Genomic DNA, 25203 nt, shown 5'->3' with positions numbered 1-25203 from the left:
CCCCATAACGGGTCCTTCTGCCTGATATACATCTGACAGTTATAATGTTGATTGCTACGAAGTATGTGCATTGAATATCATTTTACATTCAGAGACCCTAATTGCAGTATGTCCCTGTATTGTCATTGGCACACTCAGCAAAGGTCGCAATTTGCGGAATCTTGAACGGTTTCTTTGCTCGAATTTGATTTCCCGTTGGCCTGCTTGCCATCGCCAGGAAGCAAATCGGCACAAGCCCGCTCTAAATATGGATCGGCATGAATGAAATCACGGAAAGCCGTATATTCATTCCACATCTCCGTCACTTCGCCCGCCTGACCGCGAACAGCACGAATCAATATGTTTTTAGGCGTATTCTCCATATCGATGAATTCAAGCAATTGTGTCTTGTATCCCATCAGATCAAGCAACTTCGCACGAATCCCATCCGTAGCCAGTGCGGAAAAACGTTCCTTGAGGATGCCATGGGACAACAACGGATTCATCACGGAAGCCTCTACTTGATCAAACAGTTCATGCTGACAGCAAGGAACAGACAGAATAACAGAAGCCCCCCAACGAACTGCCTTCTCCAAAGCAGCATCGGTAGCTGTGTCACAGGCATGAAGCGTGACAACCATATCCACTTCATTCAATTCATCGTAGTCCGCGATGTCTCCAACCAGAAACTTCAGATCGCCATAATGCAATCGATTAGCCAGATCATTACAGTGTTCAATTACATCTGCCTTCAAGTCCAACCCAATAATTTTGAGTGAACGCCGTTGTTGTACAGACAGATAATGATATAACGCAAATGTCAGATAAGACTTCCCGCAACCAAAATCAACGATGGTCAGTGGACGTCCCTCTGGCAGATGCGGAATGACATCCTGCACCATTTCGAGGAAACGGTTGATCTGTCTGAACTTGTCATACTTGCGGGCCAGCACACGACCTTCTTCGTTCATAATACCAAGTTCAACGAGGAACGAGACGGGTACTCCCTCCTCCAATACATATTGCTTCTTGCGATTATGCGACAGATCCACTGCAGTTTTGGAAGCAGATTTGGTCAGAATGGATACTTTATATTTTTTGCTGATCAAAATTTGATAGTCTGCCTCAGTCGTACAGAGCAGGCCTTGACGAAACGTCTCTTCGCATAACAAAGTCATACGCTCTGCCGCTTCAGCCGGAGTCAAATTCTCGTGCAGCACTTTGTTGTTATAGTGAAATGCAAATTGATAATGCAGCTGATTCTTCAGTGTCACCGGCTTGACTTGCACTTTGGTATACGAGACATTGTCCCGTCTGCGCAGCTGGCTCCAGGTCGCTGTAATCAGCGAATTCTGTTCAAAGATGTCTTGTATAAGCTTTCGCAATGAATCCACGGGGTACATCTCACTTTCGGTTTGGTTTGGTCAACCGTTACCATACCACAATTACGTTCCCTCTCCAAGTAAGGGCATGTAACAGGACTTAATCCTATCCATATTTAGGAGCTCATCTCTTGACGACTTAGTTCAGCTAACCCCTCTTCAACTTCGTTGCGTGGCAAACCGCCTTGCACCAGTTGTTCATCCGTGAGTTGGCTCAACCTTTCGTAGAACGACTGTACATCATCTCGGTAGCTCACCGGGAACTCATCACCAAGCTGGAGCAGTCTGTACCAACTGTTCTCTGCCTGGTCGTAACGTCCTTGTTGTTCACGATAGAGGGCAAGCTGTCTTTCAGTTCGAGCAGGAAGTTCATATTCTTTCGTAAGCCCCAATACACCCTCCACCCGTTCCGGTGCATTCAATAACTGGGGATTAGCACCATGATTCAATGCATATAGGTAAAAATGAAGTGATCTCATCAATCGAATGACAGCCTCATCTTCTGCGTCCATTCTCTCCTGATCGTCGATGCCTTCCACTTTGGCCTTCTCTTGATAAATATATGCCTCTTCTTCAATTAGCCTGGCGGCTTGCTGCAGATTGTCTACCTCAATCATTCCGCGAAAACGGAACATTTCAATAACATCCTCTGCTGGCAATGAGTTCAGTAGAGATAAGTTCAACCCAAACTGCCTGCGCATCAACTCATCCAGTTCAGACAATGCCTCGGTGTGCTTACGCTGCTGTTTGAGCGTGAACACTTTGCCAATTGCTTCAGTCATTTCCTCCATCATGCGGAGCAGATAATCTTTTCTGAACATGCTGTATGCCCCCTCATCATTCGACCCTGTATATCCCAAACGCCCTAATATCGTTCCTTTATATTTATTTTAATTCATGCCATGACAAAAAGCCAAAAACAAGACGCACAAGTCTTTGCTCTGGCCATGAACACACCAAGCCCCCGCCTATCCCATAGGGACATTGCAGGGGCTCGGTTGGAATGGAACTGGTTACTCCTCCTCCACAAGAGGTTGAATCATCCAGAAACCAAACTATATTCTAATTTCTAATAAAATCAACATAAATTACTTCATCAATTACTTCGATAATCCAGCCATAAATTGTTTAATGACCTGAATTAATTCTTCAGGAGCTTCATACATGCTCATATGACCCGCACCCGCGATAACGGCCTGCACGATATGTGGCTTGTCACTTGTAAATGTACGTTCTGGCGGGATAATAGCATCCTTCTCTCCCGCAACCAGCAATACAGGTAAAGGTGTAGCCGATAACACATCGCGGCGATCCGGGCGTTCTCGCATAGCAAGTGCAGCACCAACCGCACCTTGAGGAGCAGTCTGGTAACCAATTTCCTTCACACGTGTGACATGCTTAGATAGCGATTCCACATGTTCCGGTGCAAACAGTCCGGGAACCAGTCCATCTACAAAATTTACGATACCTTCAGTTTGAATGGTGGATACAGCGCGAAGGCGTTTCTCCTTAGCTTCTTCACTGTCCGGATAGGCTGTCGAATGAATCAGACCAAATGCATTCAATCGTTCCGGGTGACGTTGTGCAATCGAGAGCGCAATATATCCCCCCATCGAGTGTCCCAGAAGGACTGCTTTTTCCACTTTCAACTCATCCATCAACTGCAATACATCGTTGCCCATCTGTTCGATGGTATAACTTCCTACAGGTGCATCTGTTTTTCCGTGTCCACGCAGATCAGGTACGATACAGCGATAGCTGCGTGCCAGTTCAGGTACGACCTCATCCCAATACGATGAACTGCCACAGTATCCGTGGAGCAAAATGAGTGCTTCTCCCTTACCTTGTTCGGCATAACAAATCGTCGTTCCATCACACATCACTTTTTCCATATGAATCCCTCTCTCTGCGCGAATTAAATAATTCAGGTTGTATATTATTAAGCCTACATATCATGAATGAAACGTTTGTCTCCATTTCCATGCTTCAATTGCGGCGTCTGCAATCGTCCGGGACATCCCCATGACCAAGTGGAGCGAGGTCATCTGCAAAATGGAATAGGGCCTTGGTCCATTCGCATTAACCACAGCTGCTACACTGTATTGTCCAACAGGGGGTAGCTTGCCTCCGACCGATTGGGCCGGAATGAGTGGGTTATTCGAGAGATAGTATGTACCTACCGCATTTTTTGGACCCAGACATGCATCAATCGCTATGATGGCATGGTGTGCAGGAATAAGTGCCAATTTCTTTTCCAGCGTATCTGCATCACAAGGGGAAGACAGCGTGCCAATCATGTTCTCCATTCCACTCTCTTGCAGTAAACTTCCTGTCAGTGGACCCAGAGCATCCCCGGTGGAACGATCAGTACCGATGCAGACAAACGTGATTTCAGCTGGAGAATGAAGTTGAACGATGTTTTTGAAAAATAAGACCAGATTCTCTGCAGGCACACCTTTGCGGACTTCCCTTCCTTGATGGCGAACCATTTCTCGCTTATACGCTGCCAAGCTGTATTCCCTCCAGTACACTCAGGTTTCCGTTAAATCCTGTTGTTGTATCCATCATTGTAACCGATGCTTGGTTTCCCCGCAAAAGCATTAGCCTGAGCGCTTCCAATCATGATACAATAACAAGAGTTTCCGATACGGAAGGGATGAACTTAACGATGGATTTAACACAAGCAACAGCAGCCAATATGGAATATATGATTGAAGCGATCAAAACCAAACTTCGTATGGCAAGCGGTGCCGCCATGCAAGCTTCTTCATTCCCACTTGAGAAATATGAAGATCTGTTTGACCTGTATGAAATGATTTTGAGCAAGGAACATCTCAGTATCTCTGAAGTGGAAGCTGTCGCTTCGGAACTGGGTAATCTTCGTAAATCTTAAGCCAAAAAAGGACCTGTTTCCACATCACCGTGGGAACAGGTCCTTTTTCACATGTTTATATTTCCAGACTATCTTTTAAGGAATACATCCCATCCTTAAGGCAGGTCAACCAAAACAAATTCGGCAGGTTCACTGGCTGTGCTCGTGATTTGCAGATCAAAACTTTTGCGAATTCGTGCAGCATCTCCCGGCTTCAGGTTGAAGTTACCATCCGAACAATGAATCTCCATATGCCCACTGATCAGGAAAAGATGTGTCCGTCGATCTTCGTGTTGTGGGTACATCAACTTCTTCCCGGACTCCAAATGGGACAGGTAACAGGTTACATCCTGGGAAATAGGCAATGCGCCTTCGGTTCCCTCTCCCCCTTGCCCGGATACAATCGGATATAGACGATTTAAATGCTCCTGCGGCTCTATTCTCCGATTCGTATAGGATGGTTTCAGCATACGCTCCGATGGCAAAAACCACATCTGGAGGAAACGTACCGGTTCATCCGCTGACGGATTGGTCTCAGAATGTTCCACTCCCGTACCCGCACTCATCACTTGGACCGTACCCGGTTCAAGCAATTGCTCTGTTCCCATACTATCCGTATGTTTGAGTGTACCTGATATGACATAACTGACAAGTTCAAGATCATGATGTGGATGTTTCTTAAAGCCTTCTTGCGGCATCAGCGTGTTTTCATTATGAGCCAACAGACAGCCAAAATGGGCATTGCTTGGATCATCATAATCCGCAAAGGAAAAGCTGAATTCACTGTGTATCCAACCTCGATCCGACGTGTGCCTTTCTTCCGATGTCACCACTTTAATCATGTTCATCCACCTCCAAGGGTTTAGAGCTGCCACATTACCGCGGCAGTCCGTGCGTGTATATGAATTGTATAGATGAATACCAGTTGGTATGTCATCTTTACCCGGGGTCCGGCAACTCTAATCACGCCCCTTCTTAAGGTTATACGCTATCTTCAAGTGAGTGAAGAATGAACTCACTATCTGCATGACCTACAAGGGTACCCGCATCATTTCGGATGTCCGAAGGGAATACTTCAGCCAATCGCGCAATGGTTCTCTCATTGGAGTAACCAATCTGTTTCAGGATGGATTGGGTAATAAAGGCCCACTCTTCCTCAGAACCATCAAGGACCTTGAAGGTGATTCCCAATCGTTCTTTTTTCAGACCAAAACCGAATACCCCTTTGAATCCACCTTTCGCTACAATGTTATCATCTTCCAGCAGCACTGAATCTACACGCTCCGTGCCACCTACCATCAACGGATGTTCATTCATAGCTGATGTTATGGTCTCTACAGCTGTTCTTGTGGAAGGATCAGCGATAAGATCCGGACAGGCGAGCTTCAGATAAGCGTTCGACAATGCCGACAACGGCAAAGAAAATACCGGAAAGCCGCAGCCATCCGTCCCAAGCTCAATCTCTTTTTCCTCAATACCTGCCAGGTCGGCAAAGGTTTCAAGAATTTCACGTTGTACCGGATGATCCGGTTCAGCGTAACTGCCCAGATCCACCTGCTTCATCTGACTGTACCCCAGAATTCCCAGATGTTTTCCGGAGCAGTTATGCAAGATGCGGCGTTTCTCCCCTTGTCCACGTATCCATTGATTACGGCTTTCTTCATTAAGCGGATAGCTTGGTGCACAGATCAGGCATTCTTCTCCCAATCCGATCTTACCGGATAACTGCTCCAGCACCCGAATGTGTTCCGGTTCCGAACGATGCGAAGAGGACATAATGGCGATCTCCTGTGATGATAGGCCATAGTAACTGGCAATTCCTGCCCGAATACCTGGAATGGCTTGAAAAGGTTTGGCAGATGAACGAGTGAACGCTCTAAAATGAGGGTCACCAGCCGAGTATACGATTCGGCCATACTCATCCGTAATACTTATGTGTCCGTAATGGGCGCATTCCATGACGCCTGCACGGTATTCTTTAATTAACAAGGCACTCTCCATGCGAGTTCTCTCCTTTGTGCTCCCGATTTCATCTCTGCTTTGCGTCACGACGCCGCATGGGATATCTTAAATAGTATAGTACAAAAGCGAGGTTTTTACAGTTTTTTCGACAGGCATTTCGGGTATAGCTTTATCATCTATGTTCATCTACTACAATAACTGAAGGAGAAACTCATTATGCAGCGCAAAACGTATTCATCAGCCTCATTCAGTTCAACTCCCGGCACGTTGTTACGTCCACTCCTCAACTGGGGTTTGGCTGGTCTGGCCCTTAGCGCATCGGTCGTATTCATCTTGGCAGGTCTGGGTGCCTGGTTGGGTGCTGAAGTTATTATTCGTCTGGATGATGAAATTCAACAATTATTTTATCTGAATTCAGATTCACGTCTTCATCTATTCCCTTACACTGCATTCATAACCGCACTGGGCTCATTCAAAATCTCTGCTGTGGCTGCAGGAGGTTTTGCTCTTCTTTTCTTCATTCAACGCAGTCCAAGGTTTGTTATATATGGATATGCGCTCACGGGAAGTTTTGCCATGATGTGGATTCTGAACACGTTATTGAAGGAATTTTTCAGACGAAGCAGACCTGAACTGGATCATCTGCTGGTTGTTCACGGGTACAGCTTTCCCAGCGGACATGCCATGATCTCCATGGGCTTCTACGGCATGCTCTTTGTAATCTGGGCCATTGAACGGCAGCGACATAACACTTCCAGTGTGTGGCTTCCTGTTCTATGTGGCATTAGTTTTATTTTCTTGATTGGCCTCAGCCGGATCATGTTAGGCGTTCATTATCCTACGGATGTATTTACTGGGTTTACTGCTGGATTGGCATGGATCTTCTGCATGGTTAAGGGCATTAAACAAAGCCGCTAAAGAATGAATTCCTCTGATTTCCAGTTCATTCATCCTCATCTTTATTGTTTCACAGGGTTGCACGGGGTTTATATACGAAGTAAGCAAACGCGAACAGACAACATCCTACATCAAGTTTAAAGGAGGCGGTTGTTATGTGGGGCATCATTATCAGCATTGTGATGGCTGTCATCATCGGTTTGATCGGAGATGCACTTGCCGGTCACAACATGCCTGGAGGCATAATCGGTGCAATGATTGCCGGATTTGCCGGAGCCTGGCTGGGAGCACTTTTGCTTGGTAACTGGGGACCAGTTATCGGTAACTTTGCCATTATCCCTGCTATCATTGGTACAGCGCTCTTTGTTTTCTTGCTGGGGCTTGTGTCCAGACTGCTAAGACAGGCTGCCTGATTCGGGCAACAAGGTGTTCGTTGTTTCGTATTTGTTTCTTAATTTGAAGAAGGAGTGATTAGACATGAATAAAGCAGAAGAGCAATATCCTGTACAGACGGGTTCGACTTTCGCAAAAGGTATTTTCATCGGGGGTTTGCTGGGAGCTGCAGCAGCACTACTCTTTGCGCCTAAACCGGGACGTGAATTGCGTGGTGACCTTTCGGAGAAAGTGGGCATCGTTACTGACCGCACCAAAGAAGTGGCAACTGTTGTAGGTGACAAAGCCTCTGAACTGGCTAAAACGGTCTCTTCCAAAACTTCAGACATTGCAAAAACGGTAAATCAAGGCCGCAATGATGTAATGGACTCTGTGAGAAAAGCGTCCGCTGATGTGGCTAACGAAGCATCCCGTGCATCTGATGAAGTGGCTGCCGCTTCCGTTGAAGCGAAGGAAGATGCACGCAAAGAACTTAACTCGACTAGCCTGTAAGGCGATACAGATCGAGTGACCAATAGCCAGCTGCACTCCAGCTGGCTATTTTTTATCCAATGCGAGTTGAGGAGGACGAATAACATGAGTAAAGTTACAATCAACGGTAATACTCCAATTACGGGAGGAACACCGGCACAGCAGTATGATACAAGCGAGCATCCATTTGAATTGCGTCATGAGGTAAAGCGATTGAACACCCGTCTGGACCAGATTGCAGACAGTCTGGAGAGAGCACAGATTAAGGATATTATTGAGAATTACAGCAGTCCTAAAAAGCGGATTATTACCAATTTCACAGCGGGCATGGCACGAGGACTCGGTCTGACTGTGGGTACCTTTGTTGTTCTCGGTTTGCTGGCATTCATTCTCAGCCAATTCGTGAATATGCCGATTGTGGGCCAATATATCGCTGACTTGCTTGGTTATATTGAAGATTACAAAAACTAAGAAACAAAGAAACTAAGAGGACTAACCAACAGTAGGCTTACCCTTACGTTTTTCCGCTGCTCCTTTTTTCTCTGTCTCTTCAGCTGAAGGCTGTGAGGATTTCACTTTGAGCAGATCTCCTGTCCAGCCTTTCATCATCAGCCATACATACATGCTGATCATGCTTAAGATAATAACAACAAGGACCAGTACAACTCCCCATGATTTATCGATAAAGGGCAGGTTCTCAAAATTCATCCCCCATATCGCGCCAGCTGCTGTAGCGGGTATGAACACAGCGGTAACAATGGTCAGTGTTTTCATGATCTCATTGCCACGTACACCGGAGATTGCATTATCAATGGAGATTAATGTATCGATCTCTTTCTCGTAATGACTAAACAATCGTTCCATTCGCTCTACTCGATGTTGGAGCTGTTGGAAGTATCGATTCTCATTTATTTCATCAAGGTAAGCCTCATGTGAAGCGGCCATCAGTTCCGAATAAGGGATGAACAGGTTACTCCAATACAATAATTCAAATCGAGCAGCGAGAATCTGGTCCATCAAGGTGCGAGCATTGCGGGATTCCATCTTCCGTTCCAGATCACGCAGGTTCATCTCAAAATGATCCATTCCCACATGGTAGTAATGCAGTATAGCTCGAAAAAGTACAAACATCCCGTCCCTGGCCTCACTACATTGCTGTAACATATACGCTCGTTCATCCGTCTTCATAATTCCTCGGGTATTGTCATCCATATTTAAAGTAACCAGGTTATTGCGATCGACATAAAAAAACATCTGATTATCTTGGCGTTGGTCATCTCTCTCATTCTTGATCGCATACAACAATGAACCAAATATAACTGGTTCTGTACCATTCACAAAACGCACGGACAGATAATTCGATTCAACTTCCGGAATTTTATGAAGCCAATACTGCATATCCGGAAATGCCTCTGTCAGCTCCTTCACAGCATCCTTCATGCTATCGGTGTCAGGTGCAACCCAATCCCACCATTGCCAATGGTCCGAGCAATTTAACTTGTCACGGCGAGCTTCCAACTTGATATGGTTCACAATCACTTTATCCACTCCTGCACTTATGTTCGTTCATTGCATACCCATCTTTTTTTTGATCCCAAAAAGGACACGTATGCATTTCAGTGCAATGACGTGTCCTTCTTTATGCCGTACTCAACAACATTAGGGTTCCATTTTTCATAACATTGAAGCATTCGACATGATCTGTTTCAATTTCTCTGTAGCACGTTTCTGAATCCGAGATACACTCATCTGTGAAACACCAAGCTTCTGGGCAATTGCCCGCTGAGATTGGCCATCCTGGAATGCTAGAATAAGTACCTGTTGTTCTTGTTCCTTCAATTGTCCCAATGCCTGTTGCAAGTCCATCCGTTTTTCGACCGAATCATAGTCGTTAACATCTGCACTGATCAGTTCACCCAATGTAGCTGCACTGTCATCCTGAGATAAAGGAGAATCCAGTGATACATAGTGATAACATTCCCGACCAGCCAGAACTTCAATCGTTTCTTCTGCAGTCAAATCAAGGTATTCAGCGATTTCATTCACACCGGGTGAGCGCTCCAATTTCACGGTTAACTCATCAATGGCATGTTGCACAAGTGCTCCCTTTTCCTTAATCCTCCGGGGCACCTGAATATACCAGGATTTGTCTCGCAAGTAGTTCTTCATATGACCAATCATGCTCTTCATGGCATAAGGTTCAAACGGAATACCCAAGTTGATATCGTATTGCTTAAGCAAACGAATCAAGGCCATCTGCCCGGTCTGATACAAATCTTCGTATAGATCGGGGCGATTCCGAGCGATTTTACCTGCTGCCATCTTGACCATCGGTTCATATTTACGGATGAGAACTGTTGCAATTTCATTATCTTGGGTCTGCTGGTATTCCCAGATCAAACCTATAGCTTCAGACATGGACTCTGGGGGAGTCACTTTTTCATTCATACTTTCTCCTCACTTCTTGCAAGACGTTTTACGAGTACTACTTTCGTACCTTTGCCCGTCTCACTTTCCACACTGACATCGTCCATCAAGGCTTGCATCAGGTAGAAACCAAGTCCGCCAATCTGTGCTTCTGTCAATTCTTTGTCGTGAAGACCAGCGCGTGACACAGCAGGGTTCATGTTCTCGAAGCTGGCACCTTCGTCCTTGACAGTAATGGACAATGTTTCGCCATCCACTTCGAATACAACTTCAACCATGCCGCCTTCGTGTGAGTAGGCATACAGTACAGAGTTGTTACAGGCCTCGGATACAGCAACTTTCATATCCTCAATGTCTTCATAAGAAAATCCCATTTTGGATGCAACTCCATAGAGATTAAGTCTTACAATATCAACGTAATCAGCTGTCGCCGGTAAATTAAGGGTGACTCTTTGAACTTCTGCATTCATTCCTTTTTCGATCCTTTCCTATTGGGAATTCTTCTGTGTGACAAAGAATTTGGCGATGCCCGTCATGTCAAAAAGTTTCTGGATTTGCGCAGGAACTTCCTGTACTTCAAAGCGAGCTTCCATTCCATGTCTTGCCTTCAGAACAGATAACAGGATACCAATCCCTGTACTATCGATGTACTTCAATTCTTTCATGTTGATTACAAGATCCTGTTCCTTGTTATCCACGAGCGGCTCCATCACCAAGCGGAAGTCAGGAGCAACCGACAAATCCAGTTCGCCAGTCAGATACACCGTGCATACGCCGTCCTGAGTTTCAGTTCTTGCATTGAATTTTTCATTTTTATTTGTATTCATTAGACATCTCTCTCCTGATCAATGGTTTCCTTACCTAATAACCCAACTTCAGCACGAGTGAAACAAAAAGAAGTTTGGCAAATGTTTCAATTGGCCTGATTCATGGCTGAAGGGCCTGGGTCTAGCATTTGTCGTTGTTTCTGAAACTGGGCTATTTTCTGTTTTACATTGCCCATTTTCACCGGTTTACTAATATAATCATCCATACCGGCAGCAATACAGCGCTGCTGAATACCTTCCATCACGTTAGCAGTCATGGCTATAATGATTGGCTGATCAGACTGGGACAGACTCTCTCGAATCCGCCGTGTACATTCCAAACCGTCCATAACAGGCATCTGCAGATCCATAAACACATAGTCATAGGGATAACGGCTGCCGTTTACCATATCAAGTGCGCTCTGCCCATCTTCAGCAATGTCAGAGAGCAACCCAAGCTTACCGAGCATAATCGCCATCAACTTCTGGTTAATAGGATGATCATCCACTATTAATACCGTAGGATATTTATTCTCATTTTTCACATCCGTTGGCTTCTCTTCCCCGTTCCTCTGGACCAGTTCAGTTTCTACATAACGTTTCGCCTGAATTGTAAATACAAACGTCGCTCCCCGTTGCTCTGTTGTATCCAGATAGATCTGTCCACCCATCATTTCAACCAGAGTCTTGCATATTGCCAGTCCTAAGCCAGTTCCACCGTATTTACGTGTCATGGATGTATCCAGCTGGGAAAACGGCTGGAACAGGCGATCAACCTTGTCTGAAGCGATACCTATCCCGGTATCTTTAACAGCAAACTCCAATGCTATTTGTCCGTCTTTTTCTTCATTCACTGACACGATCAGATATACTCCACCCTGGTCAGTAAATTTGATTGCATTGGCAATAAGATTCAAGAGAACCTGACGTAGCCTTGCCATATCTCCATAGATTAATTCAGGGACAGAATCTTCCAGAAAATAATCCAGTTCCAGATTCTTTTTGCCTGCTTCTGCAGCAAACAATCCCAACACTTCCCGAATACAGGAGACAAGTTCAAAAGGATGCTCTTCAAGTTCCATTTTTCCGGATTCCATCTTGGTAAAATCAAGAATGTCATTGATGACCGTAACGAGTGCATCTGCACTGCGACGAACAATGTCTGCATATTCCTTCTGATCTTCCCTCAGTTCAGTCTCCATCAGCAGATCAACCATGCCGATAACTCCGTTCATCGGTGTACGAATCTCATGGCTCATCATTGCCAGAAACTCGGTCTTTGCATTGGCTGCAATTTCTGCTTCTTCTTTAGCCTGAATGAGTTGTTGGTTCATCTTCTCCAGTTCCTGTGTCTTCTGGTGAAGAAGCATGGTCTGTGTCTTCAAACGTTTATTGGTGATAAACATCTCCACAAAGCCCTCGATTTTGGATTTCAAAATCTGAGGAATAAATGGCTTAACCATGTAATCAATGGCCCCGGCTGAATATCCGGCAAACAAGTGCTCCGCTTCTCTGCTGTTCGCAGAGATGAATATAATCGGCACATCCTTGGACTTGTCCCGTGCCTTAATTAACTTTGCTGTCTCAATTCCGTCCATTCCAGGCATCTGCACATCGAGAACGATAACCGCAAATTCGTCTTTTAGCAGACAGCGGAGTGCCTCTTCTCCGGAAGTTGCCTTAACGAGTTTATATTGTTCCGATTCCAGAACCGCTTCAAGAGCAAGCAAGTTCTCAGGGCGGTCATCTACCAATAATATGTGGATTGGTTCATTGAGCCCCATGGCTAACCCTAACCCCCTATTTGATCTTCCGGTATATTTTTTCGGTCCGGTCTAACGGCTCATAGGTATCACTGAACTCTGTAAAATGTATCGATTCTTTCGACCCCAGAACCAGAATACCAAAGTGGCTCAAGCTCTCATGAAACAGCCCATGCACATGGTTCCGCAGTTCATCATTAAAATAAATCATGACATTACGGCAAAAGATAACATTAAACTCGTTAAATGACCGGTCTGTTGCCAGGTTGTGCTCGGCGAAAATGATGTTCTTCCTTAGGAAAGGATGAAATATCACCGAATTGTATTTCGCTGTATAGTACTCGGAGAAGGCTCTGGTACCCCCTGCCTCCAAATAATTTGTAGTAAATAGTTTCATTTTCTCAATACCGTATACGCCTTCTTTGGCCTGTTGCAAAGAACGATCATTCATATCCGTTGCGTAGATTCTTGCCTTGTCATACAGTCCTTCCTCATGCAACATGATTGCCATGGAATAAACTTCCTCTCCCGTAGAGCATCCCGCATGCCATATTCGGATATACGGGTAGGTTCTCAGGATAGGAATAATCTGTTCCCGAAACATTCGGAAAAGCGAAGGATCTCGAAACATTTCCGTTACAGGGATGGATAAGTTCTGTACAAAACGGTCAAACGCGGAACGGTCATGAAGAACACGTTCCTGCAAGCCGGATATGCTTTTAACACCTTCAGCATGTGCATGATGCCAGATTCTTCGTTTCAGGGATGGCAGTGCATAGTTTCTAAAATCATATCCATATAAACGGTGCATGCCTTCCAACAGCAACTCAATCTCGATCAGCTCGCGTTCTTCATCTTGCGGCATACGGACCAAATCTGCCCCCGTCTCGGTAGGTTCCCACGGTGTCATAAGTTCTCTCCACTTCTTCATTTGTTACTTGCGTATTCGTCGTATTGTCTTTCATTACCCAAACAATGAGCATACGAATAATGAACTTACGAATACAGCCATACGCGCATTAGGGATAACAATTGATCGGTCTGGATCGGTTTTTTCACATAATCAGATGCTCCGGCCTCAATACATTTACCGCGATCCTCTTTCATCGCTTTGGCCGTGAGCGCAATAATCGGCAACTTTTCAAACTGCGGGATCTGTCTGATTCGTGTCATTGCTTCATAACCGTCCATTTCTGGCATCATCATATCCATCAGTACCAGATCAAATTCAGGATTTTTGTCCAAAATTTCCAAAGCCTCTCGGCCGTTTTCAGCAAACGTCACATCCATCCGATAGCCTTCAAGGACACTTGAAAGGGCAAATACGTTACGAATATCGTCATCTACAAGCAATATTTTCTTGCCTTCAAACAACGTTTCTTTGTTGTGTAGTTTCTGTAAGATTCGACGCTTGTCTTCCGGCAAATTGGCTTCTACCCGATGCAGGAACAAAGTGGTCTCATCCAGCAGACGTTCCGGTGACTTCACATCCTTGATAATGATGGATTCCGCATATTTGCGCAGCTTCATTTCTTCTTTGGAATCCAGTTCTTTGCCTGTATAAATTATAATCGGCAGATCGTTCAGATATTCATCATCGCGAATCTGGTCGAGCAACTCAAACCCGGTCATATCCGTTAACATCAGATCCAGTACCATACAGTCATAACGTTGGCTGTGTAATTCATTCAAAGCCTCACTACCTGTCGATACAGCGGTGATTGCAACATCATCATGACCAATCAATTCAATAATGGCTTTACGCTGAATCTCATCATCTTCGACGATCAACAGTCGTTTCAATTGATTCTCGGTATATGATTTGATATGCGAGAATGCTTTATCCAGTGAATCCTTGCTCGAAGGTTTTTTCAGATACGCAATGGCACCCATCATCAGCCCTTGCTTCATATCATCAATGACTGAAATCACATGTACCGGAATGTGACGTGTTGCCGAACTGCTCTTCAGCTCGCCCAGAATGGTCCAACCATCCATCACCGGCAGTTGAATATCCAGGATAATGGCATCCGGCAGATATTCACGTGCCATTTCAAGTCCTTTATCACCTTGAAGGGCAACAAGTGCTTTGAATCCTCTTCCTCTCGCCATATCCATCAAAATATGTGCAAAGTTCACATCATCCTCAATGATGAGGAGAATTTTGTCGCCTTCCATGATATTCTCCCGATCATCTTCGATCTGCGTGACATCTGGAGTATGGGAAGGAGACAGATCTTTACCCACGCTACGCTCCGGATCAGGAGAGAGAATGGACTGATGACTTGAAAGCATGGTCCGTGTTTCGATGGACTGTTCATAAAGATCCTCTGAGGATACAGCCGCTTCTCTTGAAGCACCTTCCTCCGCCAGCGCTTCCTCTTCATGATTATCCGGCAGGTACAAGGTAAAGCAGCTACCTTCCCCTTCGGATGATTCCACCTGTATTGCGCCACCAAGCAAACGTGCCAGCTCCCTGCTAATGGACAATCCCAGGCCAGTTCCGCCGTATTTCCGACTTGTTGTGCCATCTACTTGCTGGAACGCTTCAAAGATCAGATCTGTTTTATCCGATGGAATACCAATGCCCGTGTCTTTTACACTAAATCCGAGATATTCCTGATTGGTGTTCATATAACCCGGAAGTTCTTCCGGTTTCATCCGTCGTCCAATCAGACTAACCGAACCCCGATTGGTAAACTTAAAGGCGTTCGACAACAAATTCCGTAAAATCTGTTTGACGCGATGACTGTCGGTGTATACCCATTCCGGCAGATTGCTGTCGAAATCGATATTCAAGCTAAGTTCCTTTTTATTCGCCATCGGTCCAAAGTTCTGCTGAACAAAGCTGGTCAGCTCTTCCATTCGAACTGTCTCATAATTGATATCCATCTTACCTGCGTCCACCTTGGACAGATCCAGAATCTCATCAATCATCTTCAGCAGATCCGCGCCCGACATGTAGATGGTTTGCGCATATTCCTGCTGTTTGTCAGTCAGATTTCCACCTTTGTTCTCCGACAATAACTGGGACAAAATGAGCAAACTGTTCAATGGTGTACGGAGTTCATGTGACATATTCGCTAAAAATTCGGACTTGTACTTGCTTGTCATCGACAGCTGTGTAGCTTGCTGTTCCAACTGTGTCTTTGTTTTCTCAATTTCGTCATTCTTCTCTTCGACTTCACGCACCTGCTCTTCAAGCGCACGCGTCTTGGCCATGAGCTCCGTATTGAAATGCTCCAGTTCTTCCTGCTGACGCTGCAGCAATTCCTCGGAACGTTTAAGCGCTTCTGTCTGCTCCTCCAGATTCTCATTGGAACGACGGAGTTCTTCTTGCTGTGTCTGCAATTCTTCCGATTGAACCTGCAGTTCCTCAGTCAGTGCCTGAGATTCACGCAGCAGCTCCTCCACACGCAGACGACGTCGAACGTTGTTCAAAATTACGCCCAGGTTCATAATCAGTTGTGTGAACAACTGCTTGTGAAGTTCGTTGAACCCTTCAAAGGAAGCCACTTCAACTACACCAATCAGTTCATCTTCAAACACGACAGGATAGATCATGATACCCGCAGCACGTGTTGAGCCTGAAGCTGAACCAATATGCACGTAATCTTCAGGCGTATTTTCCAGAATAATCGGTGTCATATCCAGCGCGGCTTGACCAATCAGGCCTTCACCGATGCGATACATTTCTTTACCAACATCTTCGTTCTCTTCAAATGCGTATGCACCGTAGCGTCTCAGTTCGTCGGGATGTTTCTCCTCATCAATCAGATAGACGACACCCAACTGAGCGCCAAGCACAGGTGTGAATTCACTGATAAACATCTGTGATATTTGGCGAATGGAGCCAATCCCCCGAAGCAGCTCCGGGACTCTTGCAATATTCGAACTCATCCAGTTTTGATCCTGCTGAGCCTGTACATAAGCCCTCTCGATCTCCAGTTTTTCTTCCAGATCACTGGATACATCTTTGAACACACTGGCAATCTGACCAATCTCATCGGTTGATTTGACCTGTATGCGCCGAATGGTTCGGTAACGCCCTTTACCAAAGCTGGTAATCATCATAGATACAGTGTTCAGACCCCGTGTAATACTCGGCAGCACCCACATAATGACACCCAATGCAAGCAACAACCCCGCAATCATGATACTTATCGTGATCTGTACGGCTCTCGTATACGCTGCGTTAGCGTTCTTGATCTCAGCATCAATCTCTTGGTCCTGATAACGGGAGAGAGCATTCAAACTATCCACAGCTTCTTTTTGCACCGCGAGTCCTGTTGAATTGCGGTAGTTATTCGCATCTTCTACCCTGCTTTGGGACATCAGGTTGATCTGTCTCGTTGCATAAGAAGTATAAGCGGTCCACGCCGTATTCACACGATCCACCAATTGATGTTCAGGTGCACTGTCTGCTCGGTTTCTCACTTCTGCGAGGTAGCCATCCCCCCGATCCTTCATCTCCTTCAGGTCACCTTCAGCAGCACTGATCGAATTGTTCGGATTTAATAACAAGTTAGCCAGCACTTTGGCAATATCGTTAACTTCTCCACGTGCAGCAGAAGTGAACCTTACTTTGAGATAACGTTCCTGATACATCTGATCAATCTGTTGATTACTGCTGTTTAGCCGTTCATAACTCACAAATGTGAGCACGATCAAAATAGCCATCAGAGCGGTAAAACCAATCAGTAGTTTATTCCTGATCTTCATTCATCCCCCGCCCCTTTATCCAGAGTAATCCAGACCAGACATTTATCATCATCCCGCTCCTGGGGAATTTCGTCGTCAAAAAACATGGCCTGCATGGCAGCTTCATTCCACTGATGCGAGCCGGTCAGTTTTTCGATCAGGAATTCATGTTGTTCCTCCTGCCCGCCCTGAACAGCTTCCAATAATCCATCCGTATAGAGTGCAATATGCCCGTCACCCTCATAATGGATCGTTTGTGGTTCAATATCCATCTTGTCAAATAAACCGACAGGACAGCAGACGCTGTCAAATGTGGTCACACTGCCGTCGTTTCGGAAAAATAAAGCAGGTGGATGCCCTGCGTTAACATAATCAATGCGCTTCATCCGTGTATCAACGACCAGATAAATTGCCGTAAAATAATACTGCACCAATTGTTTCTCCAGATGGAGCTGGTTAAAACGACGGTTCAACTCCTGAATGACCTTCTCTGGATCCACATAAGTGGTAACCGTATCTTTCAACACGGAAGCGATAAACATCGTAAACAGGGATGAAGATATCCCATGTCCCATCATGTCGAGCAGCAGTACTCCGTAACGGCCTTCCCCAAGGGGGTACCAAGAATACAGATCACCCGCAAGCTCAAAGGATGGTTTATAGATGGCATGCACTTGGAACAACGGGTCCCTAATTGCCGGACTTAAAACAGCATTTTGGACCATTGCTGCCAACTTGAGCTCATCCTGAATACGTTGATCACGCTCTTTATGCCAATCCTTCTCCTGTTTCAAACGAAGTGCGAGTCGAATTCTGGCCATCAGTTCGACTTTATTAATCGGTTTGGTCACATAGTCAGATGCACCAGCATCCAATGCTTCGGCAAGTTTCTTAGAATCTCCGATGGCAGTCACCATAATAATCGGTATATCCTTCAGGTTCTCAAATTTCTGCACAATACTGCAGGCTTCGATACCGTCCATCTCGGGCATCATCATATCTAGCAAAATCAGGTCAATATCCGACGGTTTTGGACGAAGTTCGTTGCTTTCCTCTCCAATTCCCAACACTTCAAACATTTCCATGGCGGAACTCGCCGTTACAATGTCACGATAGTTCTCTTTTTTCAGAATTTCTCGAATGATAATGACATTCGTCGGATTGTCGTCAACAATAAGTATTCTCATTGATATCTCCTTATCTGTGGCGTCCGGGTTTGTCGATTCTTATTAAGGTAAAACGAACGTTGATTATACAAATTTTGCATACAAAACGGCAGTAGACATAATAATTCCTAGTATAACTATAATCGTAAAAACAAAAAAACTCTATCAGTAAATGGCACCATCGCAGGGGAAATAGCCCGCTTGTTACCCTGTTTTTGCAGCGTTCTGATCCCGCTTCCAAACTTGCAAAAACATAGATAAGGAATGGGGAAAGCCCCATTCCTTATCTATGTTTTTGATTAAGCATTTTACTTAAGTGATACAGAAGCTTGTCTTGTTCAGCAAACTTCCATTTGCACTGTTATATGGATCAATCTTTCTTTTTGGCAATTACGAGTACTTTACCTTTGTCTAACTCACTCTCGTAGAAGTCAGCTTCGGCTTCGGTAAAGCCCATCGAAACAATTTTGGCCCGGAGTTCATCACCACGTGAGCGGAACAGATTCGCCAAGGAATCAAATACGCCTTCTTCCTTTATGCCAATTTCTTTGGCATCTGCTGTATCAGCAATGCGATCTGTACGATCCTTCTCATGGGCGAGAACAAAGATTTGATCAGCAAGGTATCCGGTAATCTGCAATTCTTTCACCGCTTCTACCGCCTGGACTCCGTTTTCTACCACTTTTGCATAAGCTTGCTCATTGGTTGAATTCATCGTTTCCACTCTCCTCTGATTTAATCTTCTGTATCGAGCTACTTAATATATAACCATACTATATGGGGTTGAAACGATTCGGTAATAACCAATCCTAGGAAACTGTGTCATCAAAAAGATCAATGCCTTCAATCTGATGAGAACCTGACTTCATATATACCTTTAGAGCCTGGTCTCCACGGAGAAACACTTCTCCGTCCTCTGCCACATAATACGGTTTCCCTAGAGCATGATGGATCGCTTCAATATTCATCTCAATTCTCTTTCCGTTTAACATGATGTGATTCTCAGATGCATCGATATGCACATATTGAATGACATCCGTATCTTCACACAAGCCAACCTTCACATCATGAAAGTGATATTCAGGACACCCCAGATAAGGATCTTCCTGTTTATGCCCCGGCTGGCCCTTCTTGGCCAACATATTATCCATGGTGTCATCCAGAGAAATGCCATTCAGAGTCCGAAAATGCTGGAAAGTCTCGGATCGATCAACAGCCAGAGTTACCTCTGACGCCTTCTCTTCCATTGCCGTCCATTGCATATCGTGAGCAGCGGGTACCGCTGCCGGTTGAACGGAAAAGGGAGAAATTACGCTAAACATCACAAGCAGTAGTTTCATCATGATTCTCACCCTTTCATCAGGTTCATCACCGCTCTGAAGGCTTCTTCATGGGTTACAAAGCGGTCATGTTACTTGCGCATCCGTTGCCATACATTCGCTGCAACATCAACATACTTCATCCAGTTTTTCCCGCCCTTAGCTTCACCATTATATGTAGCTTCATAGGATTGTAGTGTACGATCCGTTGATGTAGCAGGCGGTGCAGTTACATGAACCGCTTCAGCATGCTTCGTCTGTTCAGCGTTGTTACGTTTGGTCTGAAATTTCGCCATCAGCGTTGTGGAGACTTGTTTGGCTGCTGCCGTCACTTCATTCAACACTTCTCCCAGATTCTCAACAGATTCCATAACAGGATCAATTTTTTTCATTTTGTGCTGTACATCCACCGTAATATCATTGGCATGCCTTACCGTCTGCTTCACTTCATAACTAAGTTCATCAATGGTTTTCTGTACCTCCTGCAATGTCTGTGAGACATTGTCCAAAGAACCCTGAGCGGATTTCAAGGTACGAATTAAAAAGAAAACCAGTACTGCAAATGCCACTGCAATCAGGGCCACGCTAATTTGATAGATCATAGAAGAACCTCACTTTCCATATGTGCATCAGTTTGTTATTGCTATAGTTACCCGGCGATTTCCCGGACGAAACAAAATTATATATCCCTTCATATATGCCTTCGCTTGGAAAAAAAACCAATGTTTCAAGCGGTTAGCACTCGGTTAAAGTTAGACTACACAAGGCGGTGAGGTGAACACAACTCACTCCACAATCAAGTAAACGAAAGGATGAATACTTATGTTGAAATGGTCTGTATTATTTCTAATTATTGCACTGGTAGCAGGTATTTTTGGATTCTTCGGTATTGTTGAAGCAGCTGCTTCAATCGCGAAAGTACTCTTCTTCATCTTTGTTGTACTGTTCGTAATCTCCCTGATTACGGGACGCAGCCGAATGCGATAACCTCAGGCTCTGATATGACTGAGCAATATTAACGAATACATACAAAAGCCGATCGTGCTACCCAGCCGATTGGCTTTTGTGCGTTTAGGCATAGGTCAACTTTTCTATATTATGTATTGCACTCCTTCCTGCTTTATTCCAAGCTGCTCTCCCATGAATTTAAAAAAAACAGGACCTTTTTGAGATAGCCAACCCGGTTTTATCCCACCGAAGTATGATATTTACAGGCTTGCTATATACCCACATATGATCCAGTTGACACTGGAGAATGCAAGAAAATATTGTTATAATTTGTGATTCATAAGGTAGCTTGCTTGGTTACTTTTAACACAGGACAACAAATTACATAACAAACCGAGGAGGAAAAAAAATGAAAAAAATCGTAAGTTTCGCCGCTGCTTTAACGTTGATGGGTTCGATGGCTGCCGCTGCAGGTGCTGAGGAAGCAGTTACTGGAACGGTAACTCCGGAAAAAGGAACAGAGGCTACAACAACGACAACAACAACTCCTGCTGTTGAAGTGAACAAACCTGCTGTAGAAACAGTAGAAGGTACTACTGAGACAGTAACCGGTGCTACCTACAGCACTAATGGTAATAACCCTTCTCCTACAACAGATAAGTTATTCGACGAACCAGTTGTAAAACCAGGCGATGAAGTACTGGCACCTACAATGTTGCTGAACCTTCTGGAGCGCACTTGGTTCTATGATGCACCTAACGGTAAACCAATCGGTGCATTAGGCTCCCAAGTCATCGATACAACAGGTGAAGTGGTTGACGGATTCGACGGTGGCGAGTGGGTGCAAGTGTACACTTGGAAAGGCAAAGCGTGGATCCACGTTGCCATTCAGTAACATCGTATAATCGTTCTAACGATAAGTAAAGAGGACAGCACGCACAATCGCGGCTGTCCTCTTTTGATTTTCCAAGATGTTCACGCCCTGTTCAAGTGTTCCCTATGACTTCTTCTGTCTTCGGTTCCACATGTACATGTACATGCATTATATTATGCGATCGCTTCAAACGCTCTTCCACTCGGTCACAGATCTGATGGCCTTCAATCAAGCTTAAACTTCCGTCCACTTCAATGACCACATCCACAAGTACATGACTGCCATGCACACGTGCCTTCACATCCTTGATCATCTCAACACCTGGAACGCGTGCTACTGAGGATCTGAGATCCGTCAGTTCCTTCTGGTCAAATCCATCGGTAAGACGATGTGTAGAATCCCGAAAAATCTCCCAAGCCGTTTTGCAGATCAACAGACCTACAGCAATGGCAGCTACTTTATCCAGCCATGGAAGTCCAAACTGCGCGCCTATAATTCCAACTGCAGCGCCTATGCTGACCCAGGCATCCGAACGATTATCTTTCGCCGCTGCCATCAGAGCCTGACTATTAATTTGTTTAGCCAGACGGTGATTGTAACGATATACGCCTAACATCACCACAGCACAGACTACAGCCACCGCTGCCGCCCACAGGTTGGGAGCCACAAAGGCTCCTTCATACCAGGAGCGAACGGCTTCAACCAATACTTGCAGCCCAACCATAGCCATAATAAATGAAGCCACCAAGGCAGCAACCGTCTCCGCTCTAAAATGACCATAGGCATGATCCGAATCAGGTGGTTTCTGGGAGATTCGAAGCCCAATCAATACAGCAACGGATGCCACAATATCCGTAAGGTTATTGAAACCATCAGCCAGCAAGGCACTGGAAGCAAATAAATATCCACAGATCAGCTTAAAGGCGGATAAGACGAGATAGGCTACGATACTAACCCAAGCCCCTCGCTCCCCTTTTCGAATTTCTTCATAAGCGTTCAAACCGGGCGACACCCCTTTAACGTTTCGTATTACGGTTTTTCCATGTTACCAAATGCGGAGCGTGTGGGTCTACAGAAACAGTGTTGCCAGGCTGCATTGCTGTAGGCAAGCCGAAACAAAGTTGCCAGACGGCAGGGCTGTAGTTAATGAGAAAAAATGTTGGCCTGGGTAAAACCAAAGGTTTTGAGCATTTTATCAGGTTGCCCTTGTGGGGCTTTTATAAAACGTATAAAATAGGTACATCCCGTCCAATCTGGACGGCTCACTGTAAGACCGGGAGGGAAATAACGATGAGCGAAAATAACGAACCGAAAAAGGTCAGTTTGCAGGATGCTATACGCCAAAAGCTGGCGCAAAAGAAAGAACAAGCAAATTCCGGTAACCAATCCAGCGCCTACTTTGAAGGCGGACCTAAAGCGATGAAGAGTCAAAACAACAAGAAGCCTAACAACCAACGTCGCCGTACTGGTGGATCTTAGGTCTTAAAGCCGCAGAGAAACCCATTGAATTACAAAAAGAACCGCAAGCCCTCTTCACAGAGGCTTGCGGTTCTTTGGTGTTCCTATAATAATGTGCAGTAGATGATGCTTGGTTTAAGCTTCTACCGGATACATTTTATTGCGCAGTTCTTTGATTTCATCACTTTCCAGATATTCGTCATAGCTCATTTGGCGATCAATGATGCCATTCGGCGTAATTTCGATAATCCGGTTAGCAATGGTTTGAATGAACTGATGGTCATGGGATGTGAACAGCATGGTGCCGTCAAAATCAATCATACCATTGTTCAGCGCTGTAATGGATTCGAGATCCAAGTGGTTCGTAGGCTCATCCAGAATCAATGCGTTAGCACCAGTCTGCATCATTTTCGCCAGCATACAGCGAACTTTCTCGCCCCCGGAGAGTACACTTGCCTTTTTCAAGGATTCCTCGCCTGAGAACAACATACGTCCCAAGAATCCACGCAGATACGTTTCATCCTGATCTTTGGAATATTGACGGAGCCAATCCACAAGAGTCATGTCTACACCGTCAAAATATTTGGAGTTGTCTTTCGGGAAATAAGCTTGAGTTGTAGTTACACCCCAAGTGTATTCGCCGCTATCCAATTCCGTTTCACCCATAAGAATATCAAACAAGAGTGACTTGGCGTTCCCGTTCGGGCCAACAAATGCGATTTTATCCCCTTTGTTCACGACAAAGCTGATATCATTCAGCATTTTCACACCATCAATGGATTTGCTGATGCGATCTACGGTCAACAATTGTTTACCGGCTTCACGCTCAGGTTTGAAGTTGATAAACGGATATTTACGGTTCGATGGACGAAGGTCATCCAGCGTGATTTTGTCGAGTTGTTTCTTCCGGGAAGTCGCCTGTTTCGATTTCGAGGCATTCGCCGAGAAACGTTGAATAAAGGCTTGAAGCTCTTTAATCTTCTCTTCTTTTTTCTTGTTGGCATCACGTTGTAACGCAAGTGCCAATTGGCTGGACTCGTACCAGAAGTCATAGTTACCTACGTACAACTGGATTTTACCAAAGTCGATATCCGCAATGTGCGTACATACTTTGTTCAGGAAGTGACGGTCATGGGATACCACAATAACAGTACCTTCATAGTCCATCAAGAAGTTCTCAAGCCATTGAATGGATTCGAGATCCAAGTGGTTGGTAGGCTCATCGAGCAACAGGTTGTTTGGACGACCAAACAATGCTTGTGCAAGCAGGACACGAACTTTTTCGTTACCACTTAGTTCATTCATTTTCTTATCGTGCATGTCACGGTCGATACCCAGACCGATCAGGAGTGCCGCTGCATCCGGCTCAGCATCCCAGCCATTAAGCTCCGCAAATTCACCTTCAAGCTCACCTGCACGCAGGCCGTCTTCTTCAGTGAAGTCCGCTTTGGCATACAGCGTATCTTTTTCTTTCATAATGGCATAGAGACGACTATGACCCATAATTACCGTTTCGAGAACCGGATACTCATCATATTCAAAGTGGTTTTGCTTCAAAACGGCCATACGTTCGCCCGGGGTGATGTGCACCTCTCCCGAGTTTGATTCAATTTCACCGGACAAAATTTTCAAGAATGTTGATTTACCGGCTCCATTGGCGCCGATGAGGCCGTAACAGTTTCCTGGTGTGAATTTGATATTTACATCTTCAAAAAGTGCACGTTTTCCGTAGCGGAGCGTGATGCCGCTTGTACTGATCATTAAGCATACCATCCTTTATTGGTT

At 45.1% G+C, this 25203-nt stretch carries 27 protein-coding genes; 8 read left to right on the top strand and 19 right to left on the bottom strand.

Going from position 1 to position 25203, the window contains the following annotated elements:
* Positions 1 to 134 precede the first annotated feature (134 nt).
* From NSQ38_RS10045 to yyaC, 4 genes are all read right to left on the bottom strand, one after another.
* A complete protein-coding gene (locus tag NSQ38_RS10045) occupies positions 135 to 1382 on the bottom strand; it encodes an SAM-dependent methyltransferase (protein ID WP_244988473.1) in 1248 nt (415 codons plus the stop codon).
* A 95-nt stretch (positions 1383 to 1477) separates the two neighbouring features.
* Complete coding sequence (locus NSQ38_RS10040) at positions 1478 to 2182, bottom strand: DUF6483 family protein (RefSeq protein WP_339788908.1); 705 nt, start codon at positions 2180 to 2182, stop codon at positions 1478 to 1480.
* 279 nt (positions 2183 to 2461) lie between these two features.
* Positions 2462 to 3253, bottom strand: coding sequence for an alpha/beta hydrolase (locus NSQ38_RS10035; RefSeq protein ID WP_339788906.1), 792 nt, complete (start codon positions 3251 to 3253; stop codon positions 2462 to 2464).
* Positions 3254 to 3313: 60 nt separating this feature from the next.
* Positions 3314 to 3871, bottom strand: a complete 558-nt coding sequence (yyaC, locus tag NSQ38_RS10030; RefSeq protein ID WP_339788904.1) for a spore protease YyaC — start codon at positions 3869 to 3871, stop codon at positions 3314 to 3316.
* A 158-nt stretch (positions 3872 to 4029) separates the two neighbouring features.
* Here yyaC and NSQ38_RS10025 point away from each other — a divergent pair, with 158 nt between their 5' ends.
* On the top strand, positions 4030 to 4254 hold the full coding sequence (locus NSQ38_RS10025; RefSeq protein WP_017692283.1) for a DUF1128 domain-containing protein: 225 nt from the start codon (positions 4030 to 4032) through the stop codon (positions 4252 to 4254).
* 95 nt (positions 4255 to 4349) lie between these two features.
* On the opposite strand, the gene NSQ38_RS10020 is transcribed toward NSQ38_RS10025, so the two are convergent.
* Both NSQ38_RS10020 and NSQ38_RS10015 read right to left on the bottom strand, forming a co-directional pair.
* Positions 4350 to 5075, bottom strand: a complete 726-nt coding sequence (locus NSQ38_RS10020; protein ID WP_339788902.1) for a pirin family protein — start codon at positions 5073 to 5075, stop codon at positions 4350 to 4352.
* 139 nt (positions 5076 to 5214) lie between these two features.
* Positions 5215 to 6234 (bottom strand): asparaginase, encoded by a 1020-nt coding sequence (locus tag NSQ38_RS10015; RefSeq protein WP_339788900.1) that lies wholly within the window; start codon positions 6232 to 6234, stop codon positions 5215 to 5217.
* Between the two features lie 177 nt (positions 6235 to 6411).
* Here NSQ38_RS10015 and NSQ38_RS10010 point away from each other — a divergent pair, with 177 nt between their 5' ends.
* The 4 genes from NSQ38_RS10010 (at position 6412) to NSQ38_RS09995 (ending at position 8427) form a co-directional block, all read left to right on the top strand.
* A complete protein-coding gene (locus NSQ38_RS10010; RefSeq protein ID WP_339788897.1) occupies positions 6412 to 7113 on the top strand; it encodes a phosphatase PAP2 family protein in 702 nt (233 codons plus the stop codon).
* 134 nt (positions 7114 to 7247) lie between these two features.
* Positions 7248 to 7505, top strand: coding sequence for a GlsB/YeaQ/YmgE family stress response membrane protein (locus NSQ38_RS10005; protein ID WP_017692278.1), 258 nt, complete (start codon positions 7248 to 7250; stop codon positions 7503 to 7505).
* 64 nt (positions 7506 to 7569) lie between these two features.
* On the top strand, positions 7570 to 7977 hold the full coding sequence (locus NSQ38_RS10000) for a YtxH domain-containing protein (RefSeq protein WP_036606997.1): 408 nt from the start codon (positions 7570 to 7572) through the stop codon (positions 7975 to 7977).
* Between the two features lie 84 nt (positions 7978 to 8061).
* Positions 8062 to 8427: a DUF5665 domain-containing protein gene (locus NSQ38_RS09995; RefSeq protein ID WP_017692276.1), complete on the top strand. Its 366-nt coding sequence runs from the start codon at positions 8062 to 8064 to the stop codon at positions 8425 to 8427.
* 21 nt (positions 8428 to 8448) lie between these two features.
* Here the strand turns inward: NSQ38_RS09995 and NSQ38_RS09990 are convergent, their stop codons facing one another.
* From NSQ38_RS09990 to NSQ38_RS09940, 11 genes are all read right to left on the bottom strand, one after another.
* Positions 8449 to 9504, bottom strand: coding sequence for a magnesium transporter CorA family protein (locus NSQ38_RS09990; protein WP_339788895.1), 1056 nt, complete (start codon positions 9502 to 9504; stop codon positions 8449 to 8451).
* A gap of 126 nt (positions 9505 to 9630) precedes the next feature.
* A complete protein-coding gene (locus NSQ38_RS09985) occupies positions 9631 to 10404 on the bottom strand; it encodes a sigma-70 family RNA polymerase sigma factor (RefSeq protein WP_047841571.1) in 774 nt (257 codons plus the stop codon).
* Complete coding sequence (gene rsbW, locus NSQ38_RS09980; RefSeq protein WP_062836469.1) at positions 10401 to 10853, bottom strand: anti-sigma B factor RsbW; 453 nt, start codon at positions 10851 to 10853, stop codon at positions 10401 to 10403. Before rsbW ends, NSQ38_RS09985 begins: the two co-directional genes overlap by 4 nt.
* Positions 10854 to 10871: 18 nt before the next feature.
* A complete protein-coding gene (locus tag NSQ38_RS09975) occupies positions 10872 to 11210 on the bottom strand; it encodes an STAS domain-containing protein (protein ID WP_036606989.1) in 339 nt (112 codons plus the stop codon).
* A gap of 86 nt (positions 11211 to 11296) precedes the next feature.
* A complete protein-coding gene (locus tag NSQ38_RS09970) occupies positions 11297 to 12973 on the bottom strand; it encodes a response regulator (protein ID WP_338588544.1) in 1677 nt (558 codons plus the stop codon).
* A 16-nt stretch (positions 12974 to 12989) separates the two neighbouring features.
* Positions 12990 to 13862 (bottom strand): protein-glutamate O-methyltransferase CheR, encoded by an 873-nt coding sequence (locus NSQ38_RS09965; protein ID WP_074096446.1) that lies wholly within the window; start codon positions 13860 to 13862, stop codon positions 12990 to 12992.
* 86 nt (positions 13863 to 13948) lie between these two features.
* Entirely contained in the window at positions 13949 to 17674 is a 3726-nt protein-coding gene (locus tag NSQ38_RS09960) for a response regulator (RefSeq protein ID WP_339788893.1), read from the bottom strand.
* Positions 17671 to 18840, bottom strand: coding sequence for a fused response regulator/phosphatase (locus tag NSQ38_RS09955; protein ID WP_338588546.1), 1170 nt, complete (start codon positions 18838 to 18840; stop codon positions 17671 to 17673). The genes NSQ38_RS09960 and NSQ38_RS09955 overlap by 4 nt, the downstream gene beginning before the upstream one ends.
* A gap of 349 nt (positions 18841 to 19189) precedes the next feature.
* A complete protein-coding gene (locus NSQ38_RS09950; protein WP_017692267.1) occupies positions 19190 to 19534 on the bottom strand; it encodes a general stress protein in 345 nt (114 codons plus the stop codon).
* Between the two features lie 94 nt (positions 19535 to 19628).
* Positions 19629 to 20162 (bottom strand): hypothetical protein, encoded by a 534-nt coding sequence (locus tag NSQ38_RS09945; RefSeq protein ID WP_339788891.1) that lies wholly within the window; start codon positions 20160 to 20162, stop codon positions 19629 to 19631.
* A 68-nt stretch (positions 20163 to 20230) separates the two neighbouring features.
* The gene (locus NSQ38_RS09940) at positions 20231 to 20740 is read right to left on the bottom strand and encodes a DUF948 domain-containing protein (protein WP_036606976.1); all 510 of its coding nucleotides are present in this window, start codon (positions 20738 to 20740) and stop codon (positions 20231 to 20233) included.
* Between the two features lie 220 nt (positions 20741 to 20960).
* Between NSQ38_RS09940 and NSQ38_RS09935 the strand changes: the two genes are divergently transcribed.
* Entirely contained in the window at positions 20961 to 21125 is a 165-nt protein-coding gene (locus NSQ38_RS09935) for a DUF1328 domain-containing protein (protein ID WP_017692264.1), read from the top strand.
* Positions 21126 to 21495: 370 nt separating this feature from the next.
* Positions 21496 to 21981 (top strand): hypothetical protein, encoded by a 486-nt coding sequence (locus NSQ38_RS09930; protein ID WP_339788889.1) that lies wholly within the window; start codon positions 21496 to 21498, stop codon positions 21979 to 21981.
* A gap of 91 nt (positions 21982 to 22072) precedes the next feature.
* Here the strand turns inward: NSQ38_RS09930 and NSQ38_RS09925 are convergent, their stop codons facing one another.
* The gene (locus NSQ38_RS09925) at positions 22073 to 22960 is read right to left on the bottom strand and encodes a cation diffusion facilitator family transporter (RefSeq protein WP_338588549.1); all 888 of its coding nucleotides are present in this window, start codon (positions 22958 to 22960) and stop codon (positions 22073 to 22075) included.
* A gap of 290 nt (positions 22961 to 23250) precedes the next feature.
* Between NSQ38_RS09925 and NSQ38_RS09920 the strand changes: the two genes are divergently transcribed.
* Positions 23251 to 23439 (top strand): hypothetical protein, encoded by a 189-nt coding sequence (locus tag NSQ38_RS09920; protein WP_017692261.1) that lies wholly within the window; start codon positions 23251 to 23253, stop codon positions 23437 to 23439.
* Positions 23440 to 23553: 114 nt separating this feature from the next.
* Here NSQ38_RS09920 and NSQ38_RS09915 read toward each other — a convergent pair whose 3' ends face one another.
* Positions 23554 to 25179, bottom strand: coding sequence for an ATP-binding cassette domain-containing protein (locus NSQ38_RS09915; protein ID WP_091038559.1), 1626 nt, complete (start codon positions 25177 to 25179; stop codon positions 23554 to 23556).
* Positions 25180 to 25203: the final 24 nt, after the last annotated feature.

This window comes from Paenibacillus sp. FSL R7-0313 (genome assembly GCF_037969885.1).
Classification (GTDB): domain Bacteria; phylum Bacillota; class Bacilli; order Paenibacillales; family Paenibacillaceae; genus Paenibacillus.
Note: the sequence above shows the minus strand (reverse complement) of the source record. Positions and strands in the feature narration are given on the sequence as shown.